At 61.8% G+C, this 17,914-nt stretch carries 16 protein-coding genes and 1 pseudogene; 8 read left to right on the top strand and 9 right to left on the bottom strand.

From position 1 onward, the window contains the following. Positions 1 to 10 precede the first annotated feature (10 nt). Together folD and glyA are read right to left on the bottom strand one after the other, a co-directional pair. A complete protein-coding gene (gene folD / locus ATY77_RS25430) occupies positions 11 to 907 on the bottom strand; it encodes a bifunctional methylenetetrahydrofolate dehydrogenase/methenyltetrahydrofolate cyclohydrolase FolD (RefSeq protein ID WP_088689353.1) in 897 nt (298 codons plus the stop codon). An 89-nt stretch (positions 908 to 996) separates the two neighbouring features. Continuing rightward, positions 997 to 2,274: a serine hydroxymethyltransferase gene (glyA, locus tag ATY77_RS25425; protein ID WP_088689352.1), complete on the bottom strand. Its 1,278-nt coding sequence runs from the start codon at positions 2,272 to 2,274 to the stop codon at positions 997 to 999. A 126-nt stretch (positions 2,275 to 2,400) separates the two neighbouring features. On the opposite strand from glyA, the gene ATY77_RS25420 reads away from it, so the two are divergent. The 6 genes from ATY77_RS25420 (at position 2,401) to ATY77_RS25395 (ending at position 9,171) form a co-directional block, all read left to right on the top strand. Continuing rightward, on the top strand, positions 2,401 to 3,297 hold the full coding sequence (locus ATY77_RS25420; protein WP_088689351.1) for a LysR family transcriptional regulator: 897 nt from the start codon (positions 2,401 to 2,403) through the stop codon (positions 3,295 to 3,297). A gap of 305 nt (positions 3,298 to 3,602) precedes the next feature. Next, on the top strand, positions 3,603 to 4,634 hold the full coding sequence (locus ATY77_RS25415) for a transporter substrate-binding domain-containing protein (protein WP_088689350.1): 1,032 nt from the start codon (positions 3,603 to 3,605) through the stop codon (positions 4,632 to 4,634). A 57-nt stretch (positions 4,635 to 4,691) separates the two neighbouring features. Beyond that, positions 4,692 to 5,906, top strand: coding sequence for an ABC transporter permease subunit (locus tag ATY77_RS25410; protein WP_088689349.1), 1,215 nt, complete (start codon positions 4,692 to 4,694; stop codon positions 5,904 to 5,906). Continuing rightward, complete coding sequence (locus tag ATY77_RS25405) at positions 5,903 to 7,030, top strand: amino acid ABC transporter permease (protein WP_088689348.1); 1,128 nt, start codon at positions 5,903 to 5,905, stop codon at positions 7,028 to 7,030. The genes ATY77_RS25410 and ATY77_RS25405 overlap by 4 nt, the downstream gene beginning before the upstream one ends. Before the next feature lie 25 nt (positions 7,031 to 7,055). Beyond that, a complete protein-coding gene (locus tag ATY77_RS25400; RefSeq protein ID WP_088689347.1) occupies positions 7,056 to 7,814 on the top strand; it encodes an amino acid ABC transporter ATP-binding protein in 759 nt (252 codons plus the stop codon). A gap of 34 nt (positions 7,815 to 7,848) precedes the next feature. Continuing rightward, complete coding sequence (locus tag ATY77_RS25395; RefSeq protein ID WP_088689346.1) at positions 7,849 to 9,171, top strand: D-serine ammonia-lyase; 1,323 nt, start codon at positions 7,849 to 7,851, stop codon at positions 9,169 to 9,171. A 124-nt stretch (positions 9,172 to 9,295) separates the two neighbouring features. On the opposite strand, the gene ATY77_RS25390 is transcribed toward ATY77_RS25395, so the two are convergent. From ATY77_RS25390 to dusB, 4 genes are all read right to left on the bottom strand, one after another. Beyond that, positions 9,296 to 10,285, bottom strand: coding sequence for an aldo/keto reductase (locus tag ATY77_RS25390; protein ID WP_088689345.1), 990 nt, complete (start codon positions 10,283 to 10,285; stop codon positions 9,296 to 9,298). A gap of 575 nt (positions 10,286 to 10,860) precedes the next feature. Continuing rightward, positions 10,861 to 12,312: a nitrogen regulation protein NR(I) gene (gene ntrC, locus ATY77_RS25380; RefSeq protein ID WP_088674113.1), complete on the bottom strand. Its 1,452-nt coding sequence runs from the start codon at positions 12,310 to 12,312 to the stop codon at positions 10,861 to 10,863. Continuing rightward, positions 12,309 to 13,463 (bottom strand): nitrogen regulation protein NR(II), encoded by a 1,155-nt coding sequence (locus ATY77_RS25375; protein ID WP_088689344.1) that lies wholly within the window; start codon positions 13,461 to 13,463, stop codon positions 12,309 to 12,311. Before ATY77_RS25375 ends, ntrC begins: the two co-directional genes overlap by 4 nt. Then, positions 13,460 to 14,479 carry a tRNA dihydrouridine synthase DusB gene (dusB, locus tag ATY77_RS25370; protein ID WP_088689343.1) on the bottom strand — a complete coding sequence of 340 codons (1,020 nt, stop codon included), beginning with the start codon at positions 14,477 to 14,479 and terminating at the stop codon, positions 13,460 to 13,462. Before dusB ends, ATY77_RS25375 begins: the two co-directional genes overlap by 4 nt. Positions 14,480 to 14,620: 141 nt before the next feature. Between dusB and ATY77_RS25365 the strand changes: the two genes are divergently transcribed. Continuing rightward, positions 14,621 to 15,841 (top strand): bifunctional 2-C-methyl-D-erythritol 4-phosphate cytidylyltransferase/2-C-methyl-D-erythritol 2,4-cyclodiphosphate synthase, encoded by a 1,221-nt coding sequence (locus ATY77_RS25365; RefSeq protein WP_088689342.1) that lies wholly within the window; start codon positions 14,621 to 14,623, stop codon positions 15,839 to 15,841. After that, complete coding sequence (locus ATY77_RS25360) at positions 15,838 to 16,341, top strand: CinA family protein (RefSeq protein WP_088689341.1); 504 nt, start codon at positions 15,838 to 15,840, stop codon at positions 16,339 to 16,341. Before ATY77_RS25365 ends, ATY77_RS25360 begins: the two co-directional genes overlap by 4 nt. A gap of 7 nt (positions 16,342 to 16,348) precedes the next feature. On the opposite strand, the gene ATY77_RS25355 is transcribed toward ATY77_RS25360, so the two are convergent. The 3 genes and pseudogenes from ATY77_RS25355 to ATY77_RS25345 all read right to left on the bottom strand — a co-directional run. Next, positions 16,349 to 16,801 (bottom strand): type II toxin-antitoxin system RatA family toxin, encoded by a 453-nt coding sequence (locus tag ATY77_RS25355; protein ID WP_088689340.1) that lies wholly within the window; start codon positions 16,799 to 16,801, stop codon positions 16,349 to 16,351. Between the two features lie 9 nt (positions 16,802 to 16,810). After that, positions 16,811 to 17,407, bottom strand: a complete 597-nt coding sequence (locus tag ATY77_RS25350) for an AAA family ATPase (protein ID WP_088689339.1) — start codon at positions 17,405 to 17,407, stop codon at positions 16,811 to 16,813. Between the two features lie 157 nt (positions 17,408 to 17,564). After that, positions 17,565 to 17,914 (bottom strand): annotated as a pseudogene (locus tag ATY77_RS25345) (lipoyl synthase); the annotation flags it as partial.

Raw genomic sequence — 17,914 nt, 5'->3', positions numbered from 1 at the left:
GTTCGTCGTCTCAAGCCGTGGTGATCATCGCGTGATGGCGGCGGAATGCGGTGAGCGTGTTGGACAGCAGGCATGCGATCGTCATCGGGCCGACGCCGCCCGGCACCGGTGTGATGGCGCGCGCGTGGCCGGCTTCGCCATATGCCACGTCGCCGACGATCCGCGATTTTTCGCCGTCCTGAATCCGGTTGATGCCGACGTCGATCACGACGGCGCCGGGCTTGATCCAGTCACCCCGAACCAGGCCCGCTCGACCGGCCGCGACGACAAGAATGTCGGCCGCCCGGCAAAGTTCTGCCGCGTTCCTCGTCTGCGAGTGAACGACCGTGACGGTACAGTGGGCATTCATCAGCATCTGCGCCATCGGCTTTCCGACGATGTTGGACTTGCCGACGATGACGGCATGAAGGCCGGAGAGGCTCTCGCCGAGCGTATCCTTGATGAGCATCATGCAGCCGAGCGGGGTGCAGGGAACCAAAGTCGGGTTGCCCGTTGCAAGGCGGCCCGCATTCGACACATGGAAGCCGTCGACATCCTTGTCGGGATTGATGGCCTGGATCACGGCGTTCGGATCCAAATGCGCCGGCAGCGGTAACTGCACAAGAATCCCATGCACTTCTGCATCGTCGTTAAGGTGATGCACGAGGTCAAGAAGTTCGCCCTGCGTGGTTTCCTGAGCAAGCCGGTATTCGAAGGACTTCATTCCGGCGGCAACCGTCTGACGGTGCTTTGAAGCCACATAAATTGCGCTTGCCGGGTCGTGTCCCACCAGAACGACGGCCAGACCGGGAACGGTTCCAGTCGTTGCCTGCAACGTTTCGACATCGGCCTTGATGCGCTGCAGGAGCCCTGCCGCATACTCTTTGCCGTCGATGTTTGCGGCGCGTGTGAATCTGTCCATTCCCATGGGGTGCTCCATTGCATCCAAGCTCGAACCGGCGAAATGCCGCGCCCAGAGATGTGGGCGGGGCATTTCCGCATCCTGGGTACGTTGCCTTAGTGGCCGTAGACCGGGAACTTCTCGGTCAGTTCCGCGATCTTCGCCCTGGCAGTTCCGACGATCTCGTCGGTCCTGCCCTCTGTCTCGGCGTCGATGAGATCCGCGATGACATGGCCGAGGACCCGGAATTCCTCTTCCTTCAGGCCACGTGTCGTCGCAGCGGAGGAGCCAAGGCGCATGCCGACCCACTCCGGAGGACGAGGGCTGTCGCCGGGGATCGGGTTCTTGTTGGATGTGATGTTCGCCTTGGCGAGCAGCGTCTCAGCCTGTTTTCCAAGCAGTCCCTTGCTCGACAGATCGAGCAGGATGATGTGGGTATCGGTGCCGCCGGAAACGATGCGAACGCCACGATCCGCCAGCGTTTCGGCGAGGACTTTCGCGTTGGCAACGACCTGGCGGGCATAGAGCTTGAAATCGTCGCGGAGGGCTTCGCCCAGGCAGATCGCCTTGGCGGCCAGGACGTTGCTGTGCAGCGATCCCTGGACGCCGGGAAACACCGCCGCCTGCAGCTTCTTGTACCATTCCTCGTTGTTCGTCAGGATCAGGCCGCCACGCGGGCCGCGCAGCGTCTTGGTCGTGGTGCAGGTCACGATGTCGGCATGCGGGAACGGCGAAGGATGGACGCCACCGGCAACGAGGCCGGCGATGTGGGCCATATCCACCAGGAAGTGAGAGCCGACCTTCTTTGCGATCTTCGACATGCGCTCGAAGTCGAGTTCGCGCGGATATGCCGAACCACCTGTTATCAGCAGCTTCGGGCGGATTTCTTCAGCGATGCGTTCCATCTCATCAAGGTCGATGACCTCGTTCTGCGGGTTGACGCTGTAATTGTCGGCATCGAACCAGCGGCCCGACAGGTTCGCCTTCATGCCGTGTGACAGGTGGCCGCCGGCCGCAAGGTCCAGCGAAAGCACCTTTTCGCCCGGCTTCAGCAGCAGGAAGAAGACAGCCAGGTTGGCCTGCGTCCCCGAGTGCGGCTGGACGTTGGCGTAGCCGCAATTGAACAGCTGCTTGGCGCGGTCGATTGCGGCCTGCTCGGCAATGTCGACGAACTGCCCGCCACCGTGAAAACGATTGCCCGGATAGCCTTCGAGTGTCTTGTTGGTGATCTCGTGCCCCAAGGCGTCGAGAACCGCACGGCTGACGATATTCTCCGAAGCGATGAGCTCAATCTGGTTCTGCTGGCGGGTCCGCTCGGACGCGAGGGCATCGGCGACGAGTGGATCGGCCTCCTGGACGGTGGTGTTGAAATGCACCCTTGCAGCGTTGGTCATCTGAGTTCTCCAATTCCTCGAATTCGTGAGGCGGAACCTAGATCGATCGAAACACCAGAAAAAGTTAATAATATTTGCTTATATGTTCAGACATGCTAATGATTTCCGAGCTGCGAGGAGGTCGTTATGGATGTCGGACGTCTGCGGGCACTGCGCGAACTGTCGATCCGCAAGACCATGGCGGCGGTGGCAGAAGCCTTACACGTCTCGCCGTCGGCCGTGTCGCAGCAAATTGCGCTTCTGGAAGAAGAGGTGGGCATACGGCTCGTCGAGCGACGCGGCCGGGGCGTCGTCATGACGCCCGCCGGCCAGCAGCTGGTACTGCGGGCAGAGAAGATCCTCATCGAAATCGAATCGGCGAAAGCCGACATCGCCGAATTGAAAAGCGTCGTTTCCGGCGAACTTCGGGTGGCGGCGTTTCCTTCCGTGGCGGCCGCCGTCATTCCGAAGGTCGTCTACGATCTTGCCGAACGGCACCCTCACCTCACCGTCCAGTTCGAAGAAATGGAGCCGGGCGAAAGCCTTGCCGCGCTGCGAAGCTGGCAGACGGATGTCGCGATTATCGATGACTTGAATATACCGACCGGCGCGCTCGATCCCAATATCGAGACGATCTTCCTGATGGAGGACGTCTTCAACGTCATGGTCTCCAAAGATCACAGGCTGTCGGAGCGGCCAACCGTCGGCCTGCATGAGCTTCGGGAGGACCGGTGGGCGATCGACACCGCGTCCGACACCTATACGAGGATGCTGGTGGAGGCCTGTCAGGAAGAGGGCTTCAAGCCCAACATCGTGGCGAGGTGCAAAGGTTTCGAAGTGACCATTGCGCTGATCCGGCAGAATTACGGCATCTCGATACTGCCTGGGCTGCGCGCCAGCTACGATCTCGAAGACGTCTGGGTCTGCAGGCTCGTTCCGGAAATCCGCCGGAGGATATTTATCGCCTTCCGCAAAGAGGAAAAGCGCAGTCCGGCCCTTCAAGTGTTCCTTGACCGAATGGCCGAGAAGCCGCCGCTGTCTTGACGCTGGGTGTCAGCGCAACCGCGCACATGCCGACCATCTCAATGCGGTGTTGAGGCAACAAAACAACAGATTTCCTAATGTATCACCTCAGGAGAATTAAGTAGATTTGAAGAGACCCCACTCCTACTCTCCATCTGCCAATTGATGGGACTGGGAGCGAGGATCGCACGCAGACCTTGGCCAATAGTGGGAACGACGCAGTCAGAAAGGCGATAACGCCTCCAGCGTCTTACCGGACTTTCGATCGAGCCATCGCTCATTGATTTGGCGCCACTGTCACTACGCGATCCGAAAGGGGAACTTCGATGAAACTACTCAAAATCCTGACTGCCGGTGTTTTCGCAGGCGTTGCGTTCACGTCGGCCAATGCTTCCGCTTCCGTTCTGGACACGGTCAAGCAGCGCGGTGTGCTCAACTGCGGCACCGATAACACCGCTCCCGGCTTCGGCTATCTCAATACCACGACCGGACAGATGGAAGGGCTCGACGTCGACTTCTGCAAAGCGGTTGCCGCCGGCGTTCTCGGCGACGCCTCCAAGGTCAAGTTCATCACAGTGACCGACAAGAGCCGCTTTGACGCAGTCCTTACCGGCCAGGTCGATGTCGTCTTCGCCCACACCACAATCAAACCGGCGCGCGAATCGTCGATCGCGATCGATTTCCTGCCGATCAACTTCTACGATGGTACCGGCCTCATGGTGAAAACCGATGCCGGGATCAAGGAATTCGCAGACCTCGATGGCGCAACGATCTGCACCACCCAGGGATCGGCCACCGAGACCGTTCTGGCTGCTGCCTTCAAGGCACGTGGCTGGAAGGACTCCAAGGTCCTGACCTATGAAAACCTCGAGAAGCTTTTCTCCGCTCTCAACTCGGGTCGCTGCAACGCGATGAGCACCGACAAATCAGCCCTTGCCGCCTGGGCGGGGAATGCACCGAAGCCGGCCGACTATCTGATCCTCCCGGACACGCTGGACAAATCCCCGTTCGGCGGCTTCGTGGCTGCCAACGACTCCAAGTGGCGCAACGCGCTGCGCTGGATCGAATACGGTCTCTTCCAGGCTGAGGAGTCCGAGATCACCCAGGCCAATCTGGCCGAAAAGCTGAAGAGCGAAGATCCCTTCATTCAGAAGTTCCTCGGCGTCGGCGGCGGCTACGGCAAGGACTTCGGCCTCTCCGACGACTTCATTGCTCAGGCGATCAAGGCCGTCGGCAACTACGGCGAGGCCTATGATCGCAACCTCGGTCCGAAGACCAAGATGTATCTCGACCGCAAGGGCACGCCGAACGCCTTGTGGACGCAGGGTGGCGCAATCTACTCGCCGCTCTGGAACTGATGCCTTCCGGGGGTCGGAACCACAACGTTTCGCCCCCCAAGCTCTTGGAGCCTGAACATGACAATCCACGAAACGAGTGCGATCCGCGGCATGGCAGAGAATGATAGGCTCAGGTCGCGGCGCCTGCGCAATCGCATCCGGCACGAAGCGATCCAGCTCGGAATCGTCGCTCTGGTCGTCGGGCTGCTCGGCATGCTGGCATATGCGGTCAAGGCTGGCCTTGCCGAGAAGGGCATACGCTTCAGCTTCTCGTTTCTTGCCAACACCGCCGGCTTCGATATCAGCGAAGGATGGACGCTGACGTCTGGTGAAGGCTTCGTTCCCAGCCTCGCCCAGTTCTCTTCGGAGATGTCGATCGCGTCGGCTTTCGTCACAGGCATTTTCAACACCGCCAAGATCGCACTGCTGGCAATCATCCTCAGCACGATCCTCGGAACGATGCTGGGCGTCGGCCGTCTCTCCACGAACTGGGTGGTGAGGAACCTCTGTTTCTGGATCGTCGAGTTCGTCCGCAACACGCCGCTGCTCATACAGCTCGTCTTCTGGTATTTCGCGGTCGTCCTGCACTTTCCGCCAATGGCGTCTGCAGCAAAGCTCTATGGCGGCCTTATCGTCAGCCAGCAGGGCATATACGTCCCCACGCTGTCTTGGACCGGAGGCGCATCCACCCTTTCGCTGATCCTGGTCACCGCCACAGGAGTGTCGGCCTTGGGCGCAATATTCGACCCCGTCCGTGGAGCGCGGCGGATATGCGTCGGCGCGGCGGTCGTCTGCCTCGGGCTGCTGGTCGCGACCGGCGGGATGACCGTGAATTTCCCCGTCGCCAACAAGTTCAAGGCCAGCGGGGGAACCAGCATCAGCCCGGAGATGGCAGCCCTACTGCTTGCCATCGTCGTGAACAGCGCTTCCTTCATTGCCGAAACCGTCCGCGGCGCAATCGATGCTCTTCCGAAGGCACAGTGGGAAGCCGCGGGATCGCTGGGGCTCAGCCGGCGCGACACCGTCAACGACATCATCCTTCCGCAAGTGTTCCGCGTCGTTCTGCCCTCTTTCGGCAACCAGTATATCAGCCTGTCCAAGAACACCGCGCTCGGGATCGCGGTCGGCTATCCGGATCTGTTCAACATCTACGGGACGATCGCCAATCAGACCGGCCACAGCCTTGAAGGCATCATCATCGTCATGGCGTCCTACCTGATCCTCAGCTGGATCATCAGTTCAGCCGTGTACTGGGCGAACCTCCGTCTTAACCCCATGGGAGTGCCGCAATGATCGCCACCTCAATAAAGTGGACCCGTCACAACCTGTTTGGAAAACCTTTCGACGTCGCCCTGTCGCTGCTGGTCATTCCGGGCGTTCTCTGGATTGCCTATTCCATCTCGGACTGGGCGCTCACCACGGCAAGGTGGGACATCATCGTGCAGAGCCTGCGAGTGTTAATGATCGGCGTTTTTCCAGCCGATCAGGCGTGGCGGGCTTGGACGGCGTCGGCGATCATCGCAGCGACCCTCGGCGCCGGCCTTGGCTGCGTGTTTTCGTTCAAGCCCCACCATGGGCTGGTTCTCGTCCTCGTCCCCTTGTTGATTTTGATCGTCGATCATGGCGATCCGGGGAACGCCCTATCTGCGGCAGGCGTCGTTGCCGCAACCTCGCTCGGATGGGTGCTGACGTCGTATGTGCCATTGTCCAGAAAGGTGATGCCTGCTGCGGCGTTTACGGGCTTCATCGTCGTCGTTGCGGTCATGGCCCCTCCGGGCGTGGGGCTCTGGGGCGGACTTCTTCTCAGCGTCCTGCTGACGCTGGTGACGTCGGTCCTGTCTCTGCCGATCGGCATCCTGCTCGCGTTCGGACGGCAGAGCCGGCTCTCAAGTCTCAGGATCATCTGCACCTGGTACATCGAGGTCATGCGCTCGGTGCCGCTCATCCTCGTCGTTTACTGGATCTGGATCCTCATGCCGGTGCTTGCGCCGCAGTGGGGACTGGCCGACGTTGCGCGCGGCATGATCGGGTTCACGATCTTCTACTCCGCCTACGTCGCCGAATATGTCCGAAGCGGGCTTCAGGCGGTTCCGCGCGCCCAGACCGAGGCGGCAAGGTCTCTCGGCATCAGCGAATTCGACATCAACCGTTCGATCGTCCTGCCACAGGCGCTCCGGGTCGTGGTGGCGCCGCTGGTCGGCAACGTGCTCGACATCTTCAATTCCGCGCCGCTCGTCTTCATAATCGGGCTGACGGATTTTCTCCGCGCGGGGCAGATGATCCTGGCGAACCCGCAATATGGCGAGCGGACTTTCGAAGTCCTCTCGTTCCTGCTCGTCACCTATTTCCTGGTCGGCTCGATGATCACCTATGCCGCCAGAAAGCTCGAAGACCATTTGGCAACGAGTGCCCGCTGAGTTGTTCCAACACGGAGACATCACGATGAACGCCATCGTCGAAATGAAAAGCATGAACAAGTTCTACGGCGCCCACCATGTGCTCAAGGACATCGATCTCGCCGTCACACGCGGCGAAGTCATGGTCATCCTCGGGGCCAGCGGCTCAGGAAAATCGACCCTCATCCGCTGCGTCAACGGCCTCGAAATGTACCAGAACGGCAGCCTCGTCGTGGACGGCTATGAAATGCCGGTCGAGGCCGACCGGAAGCTTGGCGGAGAACGCGAACTCGCGGCAATCCGCAAGGGCGTCGGCATGGTATTCCAGCAATTCGGCCTGTTCCCGCACAAGACCGTGCTGGACAATATCACCATCGCGCCGATGCGGGTCCGCAAAAAGTCGCGGGAAGAGGCCGAAGCGACCGCCATGAAGCTCCTCGACCGCGTCGGCCTCAAGGCGCATGCGCACAAGTATCCGGACCAGCTGTCCGGCGGCCAGCAGCAGCGCGTGGCGATCGCCCGCTCGCTCGCCATGGAGCCGCATCTCATGCTGTTCGACGAGCCCACGAGCGCGCTTGATCCGGAAATGGTCGGCGAAGTCCTCGACGTCATGCGGGAACTGGCCACCGAAGGCATGACCATGATGGTCGTGACGCACGAAATGGGGTTCGCAAGAGAGGTCGCCGACCGCGTCGTCTACATCGACCAGGGCTCGATCATCGAGATCGGGAAGCCGGACGAGTTCTTCGACAATCCGAAAAACGACCGGGCTCGCTCTTTCCTCGCCCGCGTCCTAAGACACTGACCAACCGCAGCCCGGCTCACGAATGGAAATGTCCATGAACACGATACTGCCCAGTGATCCCGCTCGCGATGATGTTCTCGCCGGCCGACCGACCCTCTGGCTCAATCCATCCTACCGGAAACAGGCGATCGATACCTCGGACCTGCCGGTTTCACCGGCCGACGTGCAGAGCGCGCGCCAGAGCTGGCGGCGCTTGGCGCCGCTTCTTGCCGAATGCTTTCCGGAACTGAAGGATACGGGCGGCGAGATCCGCTCCGAACTGGTCGAACTCAAGGAACTTCGCGAGGCGCTCGGCTATCGAACGAGAGAGTTCGGCAACGTCTTCATCAAGGCCGACAGCCACCTGCCGGTTGCCGGCTCCATCAAGGCGCGCGGCGGCGTCTACGAGGTTTTCCTGTTTGCCGAAAGCCTCGCCCGTCAGAACGGACTACTCGGTGACGGCGAGGATATCCGGAAGCTGGCAACCGAAGAGGCCCGCTCGTTATTTTCAGGCCATACCGTGGCGGTGGGCAGCACCGGCAATCTCGGCCTGAGCGTCGGCATCGCCGCGCGCGCGCTCGGCTTCAAGGCCACGGTTCACATGTCGTCCGACGCCAAGGCCTGGAAGGTCGAGCGCCTGCGGAAGCTCGGCGTCGATGTCATCCAGCACGAGGCGGACTACACGACAGCCGTCGAGAACGCCCGCGACATCGCCGACGCCGATCCGACGATCTATTTCGTCGACGACGAACAATCGCGGCACCTGTTCCTCGGTTACAGCGCAGCGGCGTCGGAGCTGGCATCGCAGCTCGACGAGCGTGGGATCACGATCGATGAGGAAAATCCGCTTTTCCTCTACCTGCCCTGCGGCATCGGCGGCGCACCGGGCGGCGTCGCCTTCGGCGCCAAGGCAATCTTCGGCGACCATGTGCACGCCTTCTTCGTCGAGCCGGTTCAGTCGCCCTGCGCCCTCGTCCACATGATGTCGGGTTCGCAGGAGCTGGTGTCGGTCTACGACGTCGGCCTGACCAACAAGACCGAAGCCGACGGCATGGCCGTCGCCCGCATGTCGGCCTTCGTAGCCAAGGTGATGCGCGAGATGCTCGCCGGCGTCTACACGGCCGCCGACGACGACCTGTTCAAGCTGCTTCGCATGGCGTGGATCACCCAAAGGCAGAAGCTGGAGCCTTCGGCCGCCGCCGCCCTGCTCGGCCCGGACTTCCTCTTGCGCCATAAAGAGGGCCGGCGTTTCCAAACCCTGAACGGCATCGAGGAGAAGATGTCGCGGGCGACACACATCCTCTGGACGACAGGCGGCTCGTTCGTCCCGGAGGAGCAGTTCCAGAACTTCCTCCGTCAGGCGGAAGCTCTCGCTTAGTCCCGCAGGCCGAATGGTGCCACAGGCGCGGTCGGGAACGATCCGCGCCTGTCGACCTGATGCCGCAGCCTTCAGGCCTCTGTTTTCATGCATGTCGTCAGCGCACAGTCTCGCCCGACAGGTTCTAGAATCGACGCGGGCCTTCCGGTTTGTTTCCCACAATCCCGTCGATCCGGTCCAGTACCTCGGGCGTCATCTTCTGCCTGTGGGACAGGGCCGCAAGATTGTCCTGGAGCTGGCTGGCGCGCGAGGCGCCGAGAATGACTGTGGAGACGTTGCGATTGGCGAGGCACCACAACAAGGCGAGATGGGTGATCGACAGGCCGATCTCGTGGGCAAGCCTGGCGAGTTCGCCAACTTGTTTGAGCTGGGCGCGGCCGGCGTCGCTGGACCACTTCTCCTTCAGCCATTCGTAGCCCGGCAGGTTCATGCGGCTGTCGGCCGGCACGCCGTTATTGTATTTGCCGGTCAGGACGCCGGAAGCGAGCGGCGACCAGATGGTGGTGCCGAGGCCGATGAGGTCGTAGAGCGGGAGATAATCGGATTCGACCTTCTGGCGTTCGAAGATGTTGTACTGCGGCTGCTCCATCGTCGGCGGCGTGATGCGCAGGTCGCGGGCTACGGCATAGGCTTCCGTCAATTGCTGCGCCGACCATTCCGACGTGCCCCAATAGAGCACCTTGCCCTGGGCGATGAGATCGTGCATCGCCCGGACCGTTTCCTCGATCGGCGTGTCGACGTCCGGGCGATGGCAGAAGTAGAGGTCGAGATAGTCGACCTGAAGCCGCTTCAACGCCGCATGGCAGGCGTCGGTCACATGCTTGCGCGACAGGCCGCGCTGGGTCGGCTTCTGGCCTCCCCAGAAAACCTTGCTCGAGACGACGAAGCTGTCGCGGCTCCAGCCAAGCGACTTCAGCGCCTCGCCCATCACCAGCTCGGACTTGCCGCTTTCATAGCCTTCGGCATTGTCGAAGAAGTTCACCCCATTGTCGTAGGCAAGCTTCATCAACTCGACGGCATCGCCTCCTTCGACCTGCCTGCCGAACGTGACCCATGAGCCGAAGGAGAACTCGCTCACCTGCAGGCCCGACTTTCCCAAACGACGATATTCCATCATCCAACTCCCAGACGTTATGAACATGTGCGGGGCAACCGGCGTCGACGTCGCACGAGCGATCCGCGTAATCTATGGCATGAACAAAGATATGCGAGGCTTGGCCCCGCCAAATCGACCGGCATGAAACACGATGTCGCAGCCCGCGTCAGCCCCACTCGTAAAGAAAAAGGGCGCTCCGCGACATCAGTCGGGGCGCCCATGGCATGCGGTCGACGACAGTTGCGGCGGAAATCGACAGCAGCAGCGGCAGATGACGAGATTCGGAACGGATAGGCAACATGGAAGCGAAATTGGGGACGCTTTCGCCTGCCGATCGGCCACGTCATCCACCTGTTATCCACAGCTTATCCACAGGAGCGGCCGCGACGATCTCAGCAACTTCAATGACATTCGGCCGGCGGCAAACAATAGCTCGCAAATACTATGTGACCGTAGAATGACACTGCGTTTTTGTTTGCCGGCGCAGATACAAACCGCCATCCTGCTCGGATACATTCAGTTTGTTCCCGACCGTGGCGGCGGATACTGGGGAGGAGGAGGCGGTGGGCAAACGAGGAGCCCACCGCCTTTTTTCAGGCGGTGCGGGAGCTTCTATAAACAGAGACGCCCAATTCCCTGATCTTCTTGCGCAAGGTGTTGCGGTTGAGGCCGAGGAGATCAGCCGCCTTGATCTGGTTGCCGCGCGTTGCCGTGAGTGCTGCGAGAATCAGCGGATATTCCATTTCGGTCAGCACGCGGTCATAGAGGCCGGGCGGCGGCAGGTTTTCGCCGAAGCCTGCAAAATAGGTGCGCATGTTCTCTTCGACGGCTTGAGCGATCGTCATCGCGCCGTTGCGGATCGGCCCCTTGTCGATCGGGCTGTCGGGCACGTCGGAGCGCAGCTCGGCATCGATGATCTCGCGGGTGATGACATCCTGCGGATAGAGCGCCATCAGGCGGCGGATGAGATTTTCCAGCTCACGGACGTTGCCAGGCCAGGCATAAGCCTTCATCAGTTCCAGCGCTTCCTGGTCGAAGCGCTTGGAGCCAAGCCCTTCCTTTTCGGCCTGCTGGATGAAATGGCGCACGAGATCGGGAATGTCCTCGGCACGGTCGCGCAGCGGCGGCAGGCGCAGCGGCACGACGTTGAGGCGGTAATAGAGATCCTCACGGAAGAGGCCCTGGTTGATCGCCTGCTTCAGGTCCTTGTTGGTGGCGGCGACGATGCGCACGTCGGTGCGGATCGGCGTGCGGCCGCCGACAGTGGTGTATTCGCCCTGCTGCAGGACGCGCAGCAGCCGGGTCTGCGCATCCATCGGCATGTCGCCGATTTCGTCGAGGAAGAGCGTGCCGCCTTCGGCCTGTTCGAAGCGGCCGGTCGAGCGGGTCTGTGCGCCGGTGAAGGCACCCTTCTCATGGCCGAAGAGCTCGGATTCGATCAGGTCGCGCGGGATCGCCGCCATGTTGATCGCGACGAAGGGGCCGTTGCGGCGCTTGCCGTAATCATGCAGGGCGCGGGCGACGAGCTCCTTGCCGGTGCCGGATTCGCCGGTGATCATCAGCGTCAGATCCGTCTGCATCAGGCGGGCGAGCACGCGGTAGATTTCCTGCATCGCCGCCGAGCGGCCGACGAGCGGCATGCCGTCCTGCATGTCCTCTTCGAGCTTGGCGGGCTTGCGCTTCGGCTCGGCGAGCGCCCGGCCGATGATGCCGATTAGTTCCGTCAAGTCGAAGGGCTTCGGCAGATAATCGTAGGCGCCCTTCTCGGAAGCCTTGATCGCCGTCATGAAGGTGTTCTGCGCGCTCATGACGAGGACCGGCAGATCGGGACGCGCCTTCTTGATGCGTGGCAAGAGGTCGAAGGCGTTCTCGTCGGGCATCACCACATCGGTGACGACAAGATCGCCCTCGCCCGCCGAAATCCAGCGCCAGAGCGTAGCGGCGTTGGAGGTGATGCGAACGTCATAACCGGCGCGGCTCAAAGCCTGGTTGAGCACGGTCCGGATGGCCGCATCATCATCTGCAACGAGGATCGTAGCTGTCATCGAGAAGGTCCTGTCGAGCTTACGGTAGAGGCGTCTTCAAGCGAGGCATCCTTCGATGCAGGCATGAGAACGCGGAATGTCGTGCGGCTGTTCTGGCTGTCGCATTCGATGATGCCGCCGTGATCGCCGATGATCTTGGCGACCAGCGCCAGCCCGAGGCCGCTGCCGTTCGTCTTGGTAGTGATGAAGGGATCGAAGAGATGCGGCAGCAGGTCGGCGGGAACGCCGGGGCCATTGTCGTGGACGCAGAATTCCAGCGGCAACGAAATCTTTTCGCGCGTGCCGGCGACGGAAAGGCGGATGCCGGGGCGATAGGCCGTCGTCAGCAGGATCTCGCCGTCCGGCCGGTCGCCGACCGCTTCGGCGGCGTTCTTCACCAGATTGAGGAAGACCTGGACGAGCTGGTCGCGATTGGCATAGACCGCCGGCAATGACGGGTCGTAGCTCTCGGTAATGCGGATGTTGCGGGCAAACCCCGCCTTGGCGACGGCCTTCACGTGATCGAGCACGGAATGGATATTAACCGGCATGCGGTCGACCGGGCGCTCGTCGGAAAAGACTTCCATGCGGTCGACCAGCGAGACGATGCGGTCGGTCTCGTCGCAGATCAGCCGGGTCAGCGCCCTGTCGTCGTCGAGCGCGGATTGTTCGAGCAGCTGGGCGGCGCCGCGGATGCCGGAGAGCGGGTTCTTGATCTCATGCGCCAGCATCGAGGCAAGACCGGTCACCGAACGGGCGGCAGCGCGATGCGTCAGCTGCCGGTCGATCTTGTCGGCCATTGACCGTTCCTGGAAGACGATGACGACGGCGCCCGGCTCGCTGAGAACGGGAGCGACGTAAAGATCGACGAGCTTGTCCTGGCCGAGCCGGGGCGAGCTCAGGTCGACGCGATATTCGTTGACCGGCGCCTTGCGCTCGCGCACCTGGTCGATCAGGGCGAGCAGCGGGCTGCCGAAGGGAATGAAGGTCGAGATCCGGTAACGCGCCAGATGCGAGGCGCTGGCGCCGAAGAAGGCTTCCGCCTCCCAATTGGCGAAGGCGACGAAGCCGGATTCGTCGACCATGACGACCGGGTTCTGGATGGCGTTCAGCACGGCCATGGCGACGGTTCCGCCGGCGTGATCGGGCGGAGATTTCGTATCCTTCGTCATGCCGCCTCCCGGCTGTCGAGCGCACCTGCATCCAGCGCATCGTAAAGGCGCGCGGCAACCTCACGCGGATCACGCGAGGTCATGATCGCTGCCTTTTCACTGCCGGCAAGATCGGGGGCGAAACGCTCCAGATACCAGCCGAGATGCTTGCGGGCATGGCGGACCGCCACCGCCTCGCCGTAGAAATCGAGCATCATCCGGTAGTGTTCGACGGCGATTTCGGCAATCTTGCCCGGCAGCGGCTCCGCCGCACCGGCAAGCACGCCGGCATGCCACGGCCTGCCCTGGCAGCCTCGGCCGATCATGACGGCATCGGCGCCGGAACGGCGCAATATTTCCTGGGCGTCGTCAGCAGTCTCCACATCGCCGTTGGCGATCAGCGGAATGGAGATCACCTCGCGCACGGCGCGGATCGCATCCCAATCGGCGCGGCCTTCGTAAAATTGCATGCGGGTGCGCCCATGGATGGTCACAAGCTGGATGCCGGCCGCTTCGGCGCGGCGCGCAATATCGGGTGCGTTGATCGAATTCTCATCCCAACCGAGGCGCATCTTCAGCGTCACCGGGATGTCGACGGCCTTGACCGTCGCCTCGATCAGGCCGAGCGCGTGATCGGGATCGCGCATCAGCGCCGAGCCCGAATAACCGCCGATCACCTTTTTCGCCGGGCAGCCCATATTGATGTCGATGATATCGGCGCCATGGTCGGCGGCGATCTTTGCCGCCTCCGCCATCCAATGCGCCTCGCGGCCCGCAAGCTGCACCATATGCGGCCGGAAGCCGGCGGCTCTCAGCCGCGACCAGGATTCGGCCGTGTCGTTGACCAGTTCGCGGCTCGCCACCATTTCCGTGACCACGAGGCCGGCGCCGAAGCGCCAGGCAAGCTCGCGAAAGGGCATGTCCGTGACGCCGGACATTGGCGCGAGCACGACGCGGTTCCGCACGGAGACAGATCCGATTCGGAAAGGCGCTGCGAGGTCCTTGGAAATCAACTGATTATCTTTCGGGCACACCATAGAACTGCATTATTTTTAGCCATTGTTCCGCGGCTTGCCAAGAGGGCTGGGATCGAAATCGATATTTTTCGGGCAGATGCTGGAAAAGGCCAAAGCAAGACGTTAGAGCACTCGGGTCAATTCCGGATCTTTCGGGGATTTATGCTGCAAATGCCTTCCAAGCAACCAATATCGGCCGGAATTGTCATCGTCGCCGCCGGCCGCGGCGAGCGTGCAGGAGCCTCCACGGAAGGCCCGAAGCAATATCGCATGATCGGCGGCAAGCCGGTTATCGCGCATACGCTTGAAAACTTCGTGACATGGGAACCGGCAACGCAGATCGTCGTCGTCATCCATCCCCACGACGAGGCGCTGTTTGCGAGAGCCTTCCGCCACATCGTTTCGGCAACGCCGATCGAAACGGTACTCGGTGGCGCGACACGGCAACAATCCGTGCTCGCCGGCCTTCGGTATCTTAAGGACAAGCACGTCAGCCACGTGCTGATCCACGATGCCGTGCGCCCCTTCTTCGATCATGTGCTTCTCGACCGGATCGCCGAGAGCCTCGGCGATGGAGCACCGGCGGTCCTGCCGGTCATGCCCGTGACCGATACGCTGAAACGCGCCGACAGCGCCGGCACCATCTTGACGACGGTTTCGCGCGAGCAGCTCTACGCGGCGCAGACGCCGCAATCCTTTGCTTTCGAAGCGATTCTCGACGCCCATGAAAAGGCGGCGGCGAGCGGGCGCAGCGATTTCACCGACGATGCCTCGATCGCGGAATGGATGGGCATTGCGGTAACGATCGTCGAAGGCACGGCCGACAACGTCAAGCTGACCGTCAAAAGCGATATCGCCAAGGCCGACGACAAGCTTTCGGCGCCGCCGCTTCCCGATGTGCGCACCGGCAACGGCTACGATGTGCACCAGCTCGAAGCCGGCGACGGCGTCACCCTTTGCGGCGTCTTCATTCCTCACGATCAGAAGCTCAAGGGGCACTCCGATGCCGACGTCGCCCTGCATGCGCTGACGGATGCCCTGCTCGCCACCTGCGGCGCCGGCGATATCGGCGACCATTTCCCTCCCTCCGACCCGCAATGGAAGGGTGCGGCCTCGCGCATTTTCATCGAGCATGCCGCCCGGATCGTGCGCGAGCGCGGCGGCACGATCATGAATGCCGATGTCTCGCTGATCGCCGAGGCGCCAAAAGTCGGCCCGCATCGCGATGCTATGCGGGCGAGACTGTCGGAATATCTCGGCATCGATATCGAGCGCTGCTCAGTCAAGGCGACGACCAACGAGAAGATCGGTTTCGTCGGCCGGCGCGAAGGCATCGCGGCAATCGCCACGGCGACCGTCGTCTATGGCGGGAGGAAAGGATGAGCCTGTTTCCGCGGGATATCATTTCGGCGGCCGAGGCGATCATCCGTGATTTCACCGCCGCCCGGGTGATGATCTCCACCGCCGAATCCTGCACCGGCGGGCTGATTGCAGGCGCCTTGACCGAGATATCCGGCTCATCCACCGTCGTCGATCGCGGCTTCGTCACCTATACGAACACGGCGAAGATCGAGCTGCTCGGCGTACAGGAGGCAACGCTCATCTGCTTCGGAGCGGTCTCCGAGGAGACCGCGCGGCAGATGGCGCACGGCGCCCTCTTCCGCTCGCGCGCAGACATCTCCGTTGCCGTCACCGGCATTGCCGGCCCCGGCGGCGGATCGGCGGAAAAGCCGGTCGGCCTCGTGCATCTCGCCGCCAAATCACGCACCGGCGCGCTCATTCACCGAAAAATGCTCTATGGCGACATCGGCCGCAGCGAGGTTCGGCTGGCGACAATCCGGACGGCGCTGGACATCGTGCGCTCGCTCTTTTCAGACAGATAGAGGTCGCTCAAACCGGAGCGTAGATCTTGCTTGCGCGCGTCTCGAAGGCCTCTGTGAACATCCGGAAGGCCCGATCGAACATCGAACCCATCAGAGCGCCGAGGATGCGGCTCTTGAACTCGTAGTCGATGAAGAAATCGATGGTGCAGCCTCCGGACGGCGTATCGGCGAAGTGCCAACGATTGTCGAGATATTTGAACGGGCCATCGATATATTTGACCTCGATGACGCGTTCGGCCCGGTTCAGCAGCACCTGTGTCGTGAAGGTTTCCCGGATTGCCTTATAGCCGACCGTCATTTCGGCGACGAGCAGGATCCTGCCATCGCGCTCCCGGCGGCTCTTGACGACCAGCGCCTCGCAGAGCGGCAGGAATTCCGGATAGCGCTCGACATCGGCAACGAGGTCGAACATCTGGTCGGGCGTGTGCGGGACGGAACGGTGCGTTTCGAATTGCGGCATAGGCGGCACTTAAGCGGGCCGGTCCAGAAGATCAAGAAGCTCGCGCATCTGGCGGCGGGATTTTAGCTGGAGAACCGGCACATCGGGGCCGTGTTCGGCGATACCGGCGGCGACGCGCGGAGCAAATTTCTCCTCGAAGGTCCAGATGTAGCGCAGGAATTCCAAATCGAGCTTCTCAAAGCAGCCCGGGGCCATTTCCGGGCGCGTGCGGCCGATCCATTTCGCCCATCGGCTGATTGCACCCCAGATGCACAGCAGCCGTGGCATGCGGACCCATATGACGAAATCGGTCCGCGGCAGCCGAATATCAAAGGACGAGGGGTTGGTGCCGTCCATGATCCAATGCTCTTCGAGGATCCGCCCGGCGATGATATTTCTTTGCTCGCCCCTGTCGCGCGCCACCCAACCGGGAAGCCAGAACACGTCGCGATCGAGGGAAATGTACGGAAGCCCGAAACGCTTGGCGATTTTCCGAGAAAGAGTTGATTTCCCGCCACCCGAGCAGCCCACGACGCGAATGCGTCGGGCCGCACGAATGCCTTCGGCCGCCTGATCGAGGTCGGTGATCTGCTGACGCAGCGGCAGCTCCGCTCTCTGGTCCATCATGCAACACCCTCATGTCCGTGCGCGGTCGCATCCTTGAATGCGAAGAGCGGCGAGCCGGTTGCTTTGGGTGATGTCGTGATGCAGGTATCCGTCGACCACCCAAAGAAAAACCGCGGCGAAAATCGCCGCGGTTCGATCAAAAAGCAAGGGGTGGATCTTACTCGGCTGCGATCAGCAGCTTCTTCTCCCGTGCCGCCCTCAGCCTTGCGAAATCGTCACCGGCATGGTGGGAGGAGCGGGTCAGCGGGCTTGAAGCGACCATCAGGAAGCCCTTGCTGTAAGCGACCGTCTCATAGGACTTGAATTCCTCGGGCGTGACGAAGCTTTCGACCTTGTGGTGCTTGCGGGTCGGCTGCAGGTATTGGCCGATCGTCAGGAAATCGACATCGGCGGTGCGCAGGTCGTCCATCAGCTGGAGAACTTCATTCCGCTCCTCGCCGAGGCCGACCATGATGCCCGACTTGGTGAACATGGTCGGGTCGAGTTCCTTCACCCGCTGCAGCAGGC

Source organism: Rhizobium sp. R634 (assembly GCF_002211305.1).
Taxonomy (GTDB): Bacteria; Pseudomonadota; Alphaproteobacteria; order Rhizobiales; family Rhizobiaceae; genus Rhizobium.
Note: the sequence above shows the minus strand (reverse complement) of the source record. Positions and strands in the feature narration are given on the sequence as shown.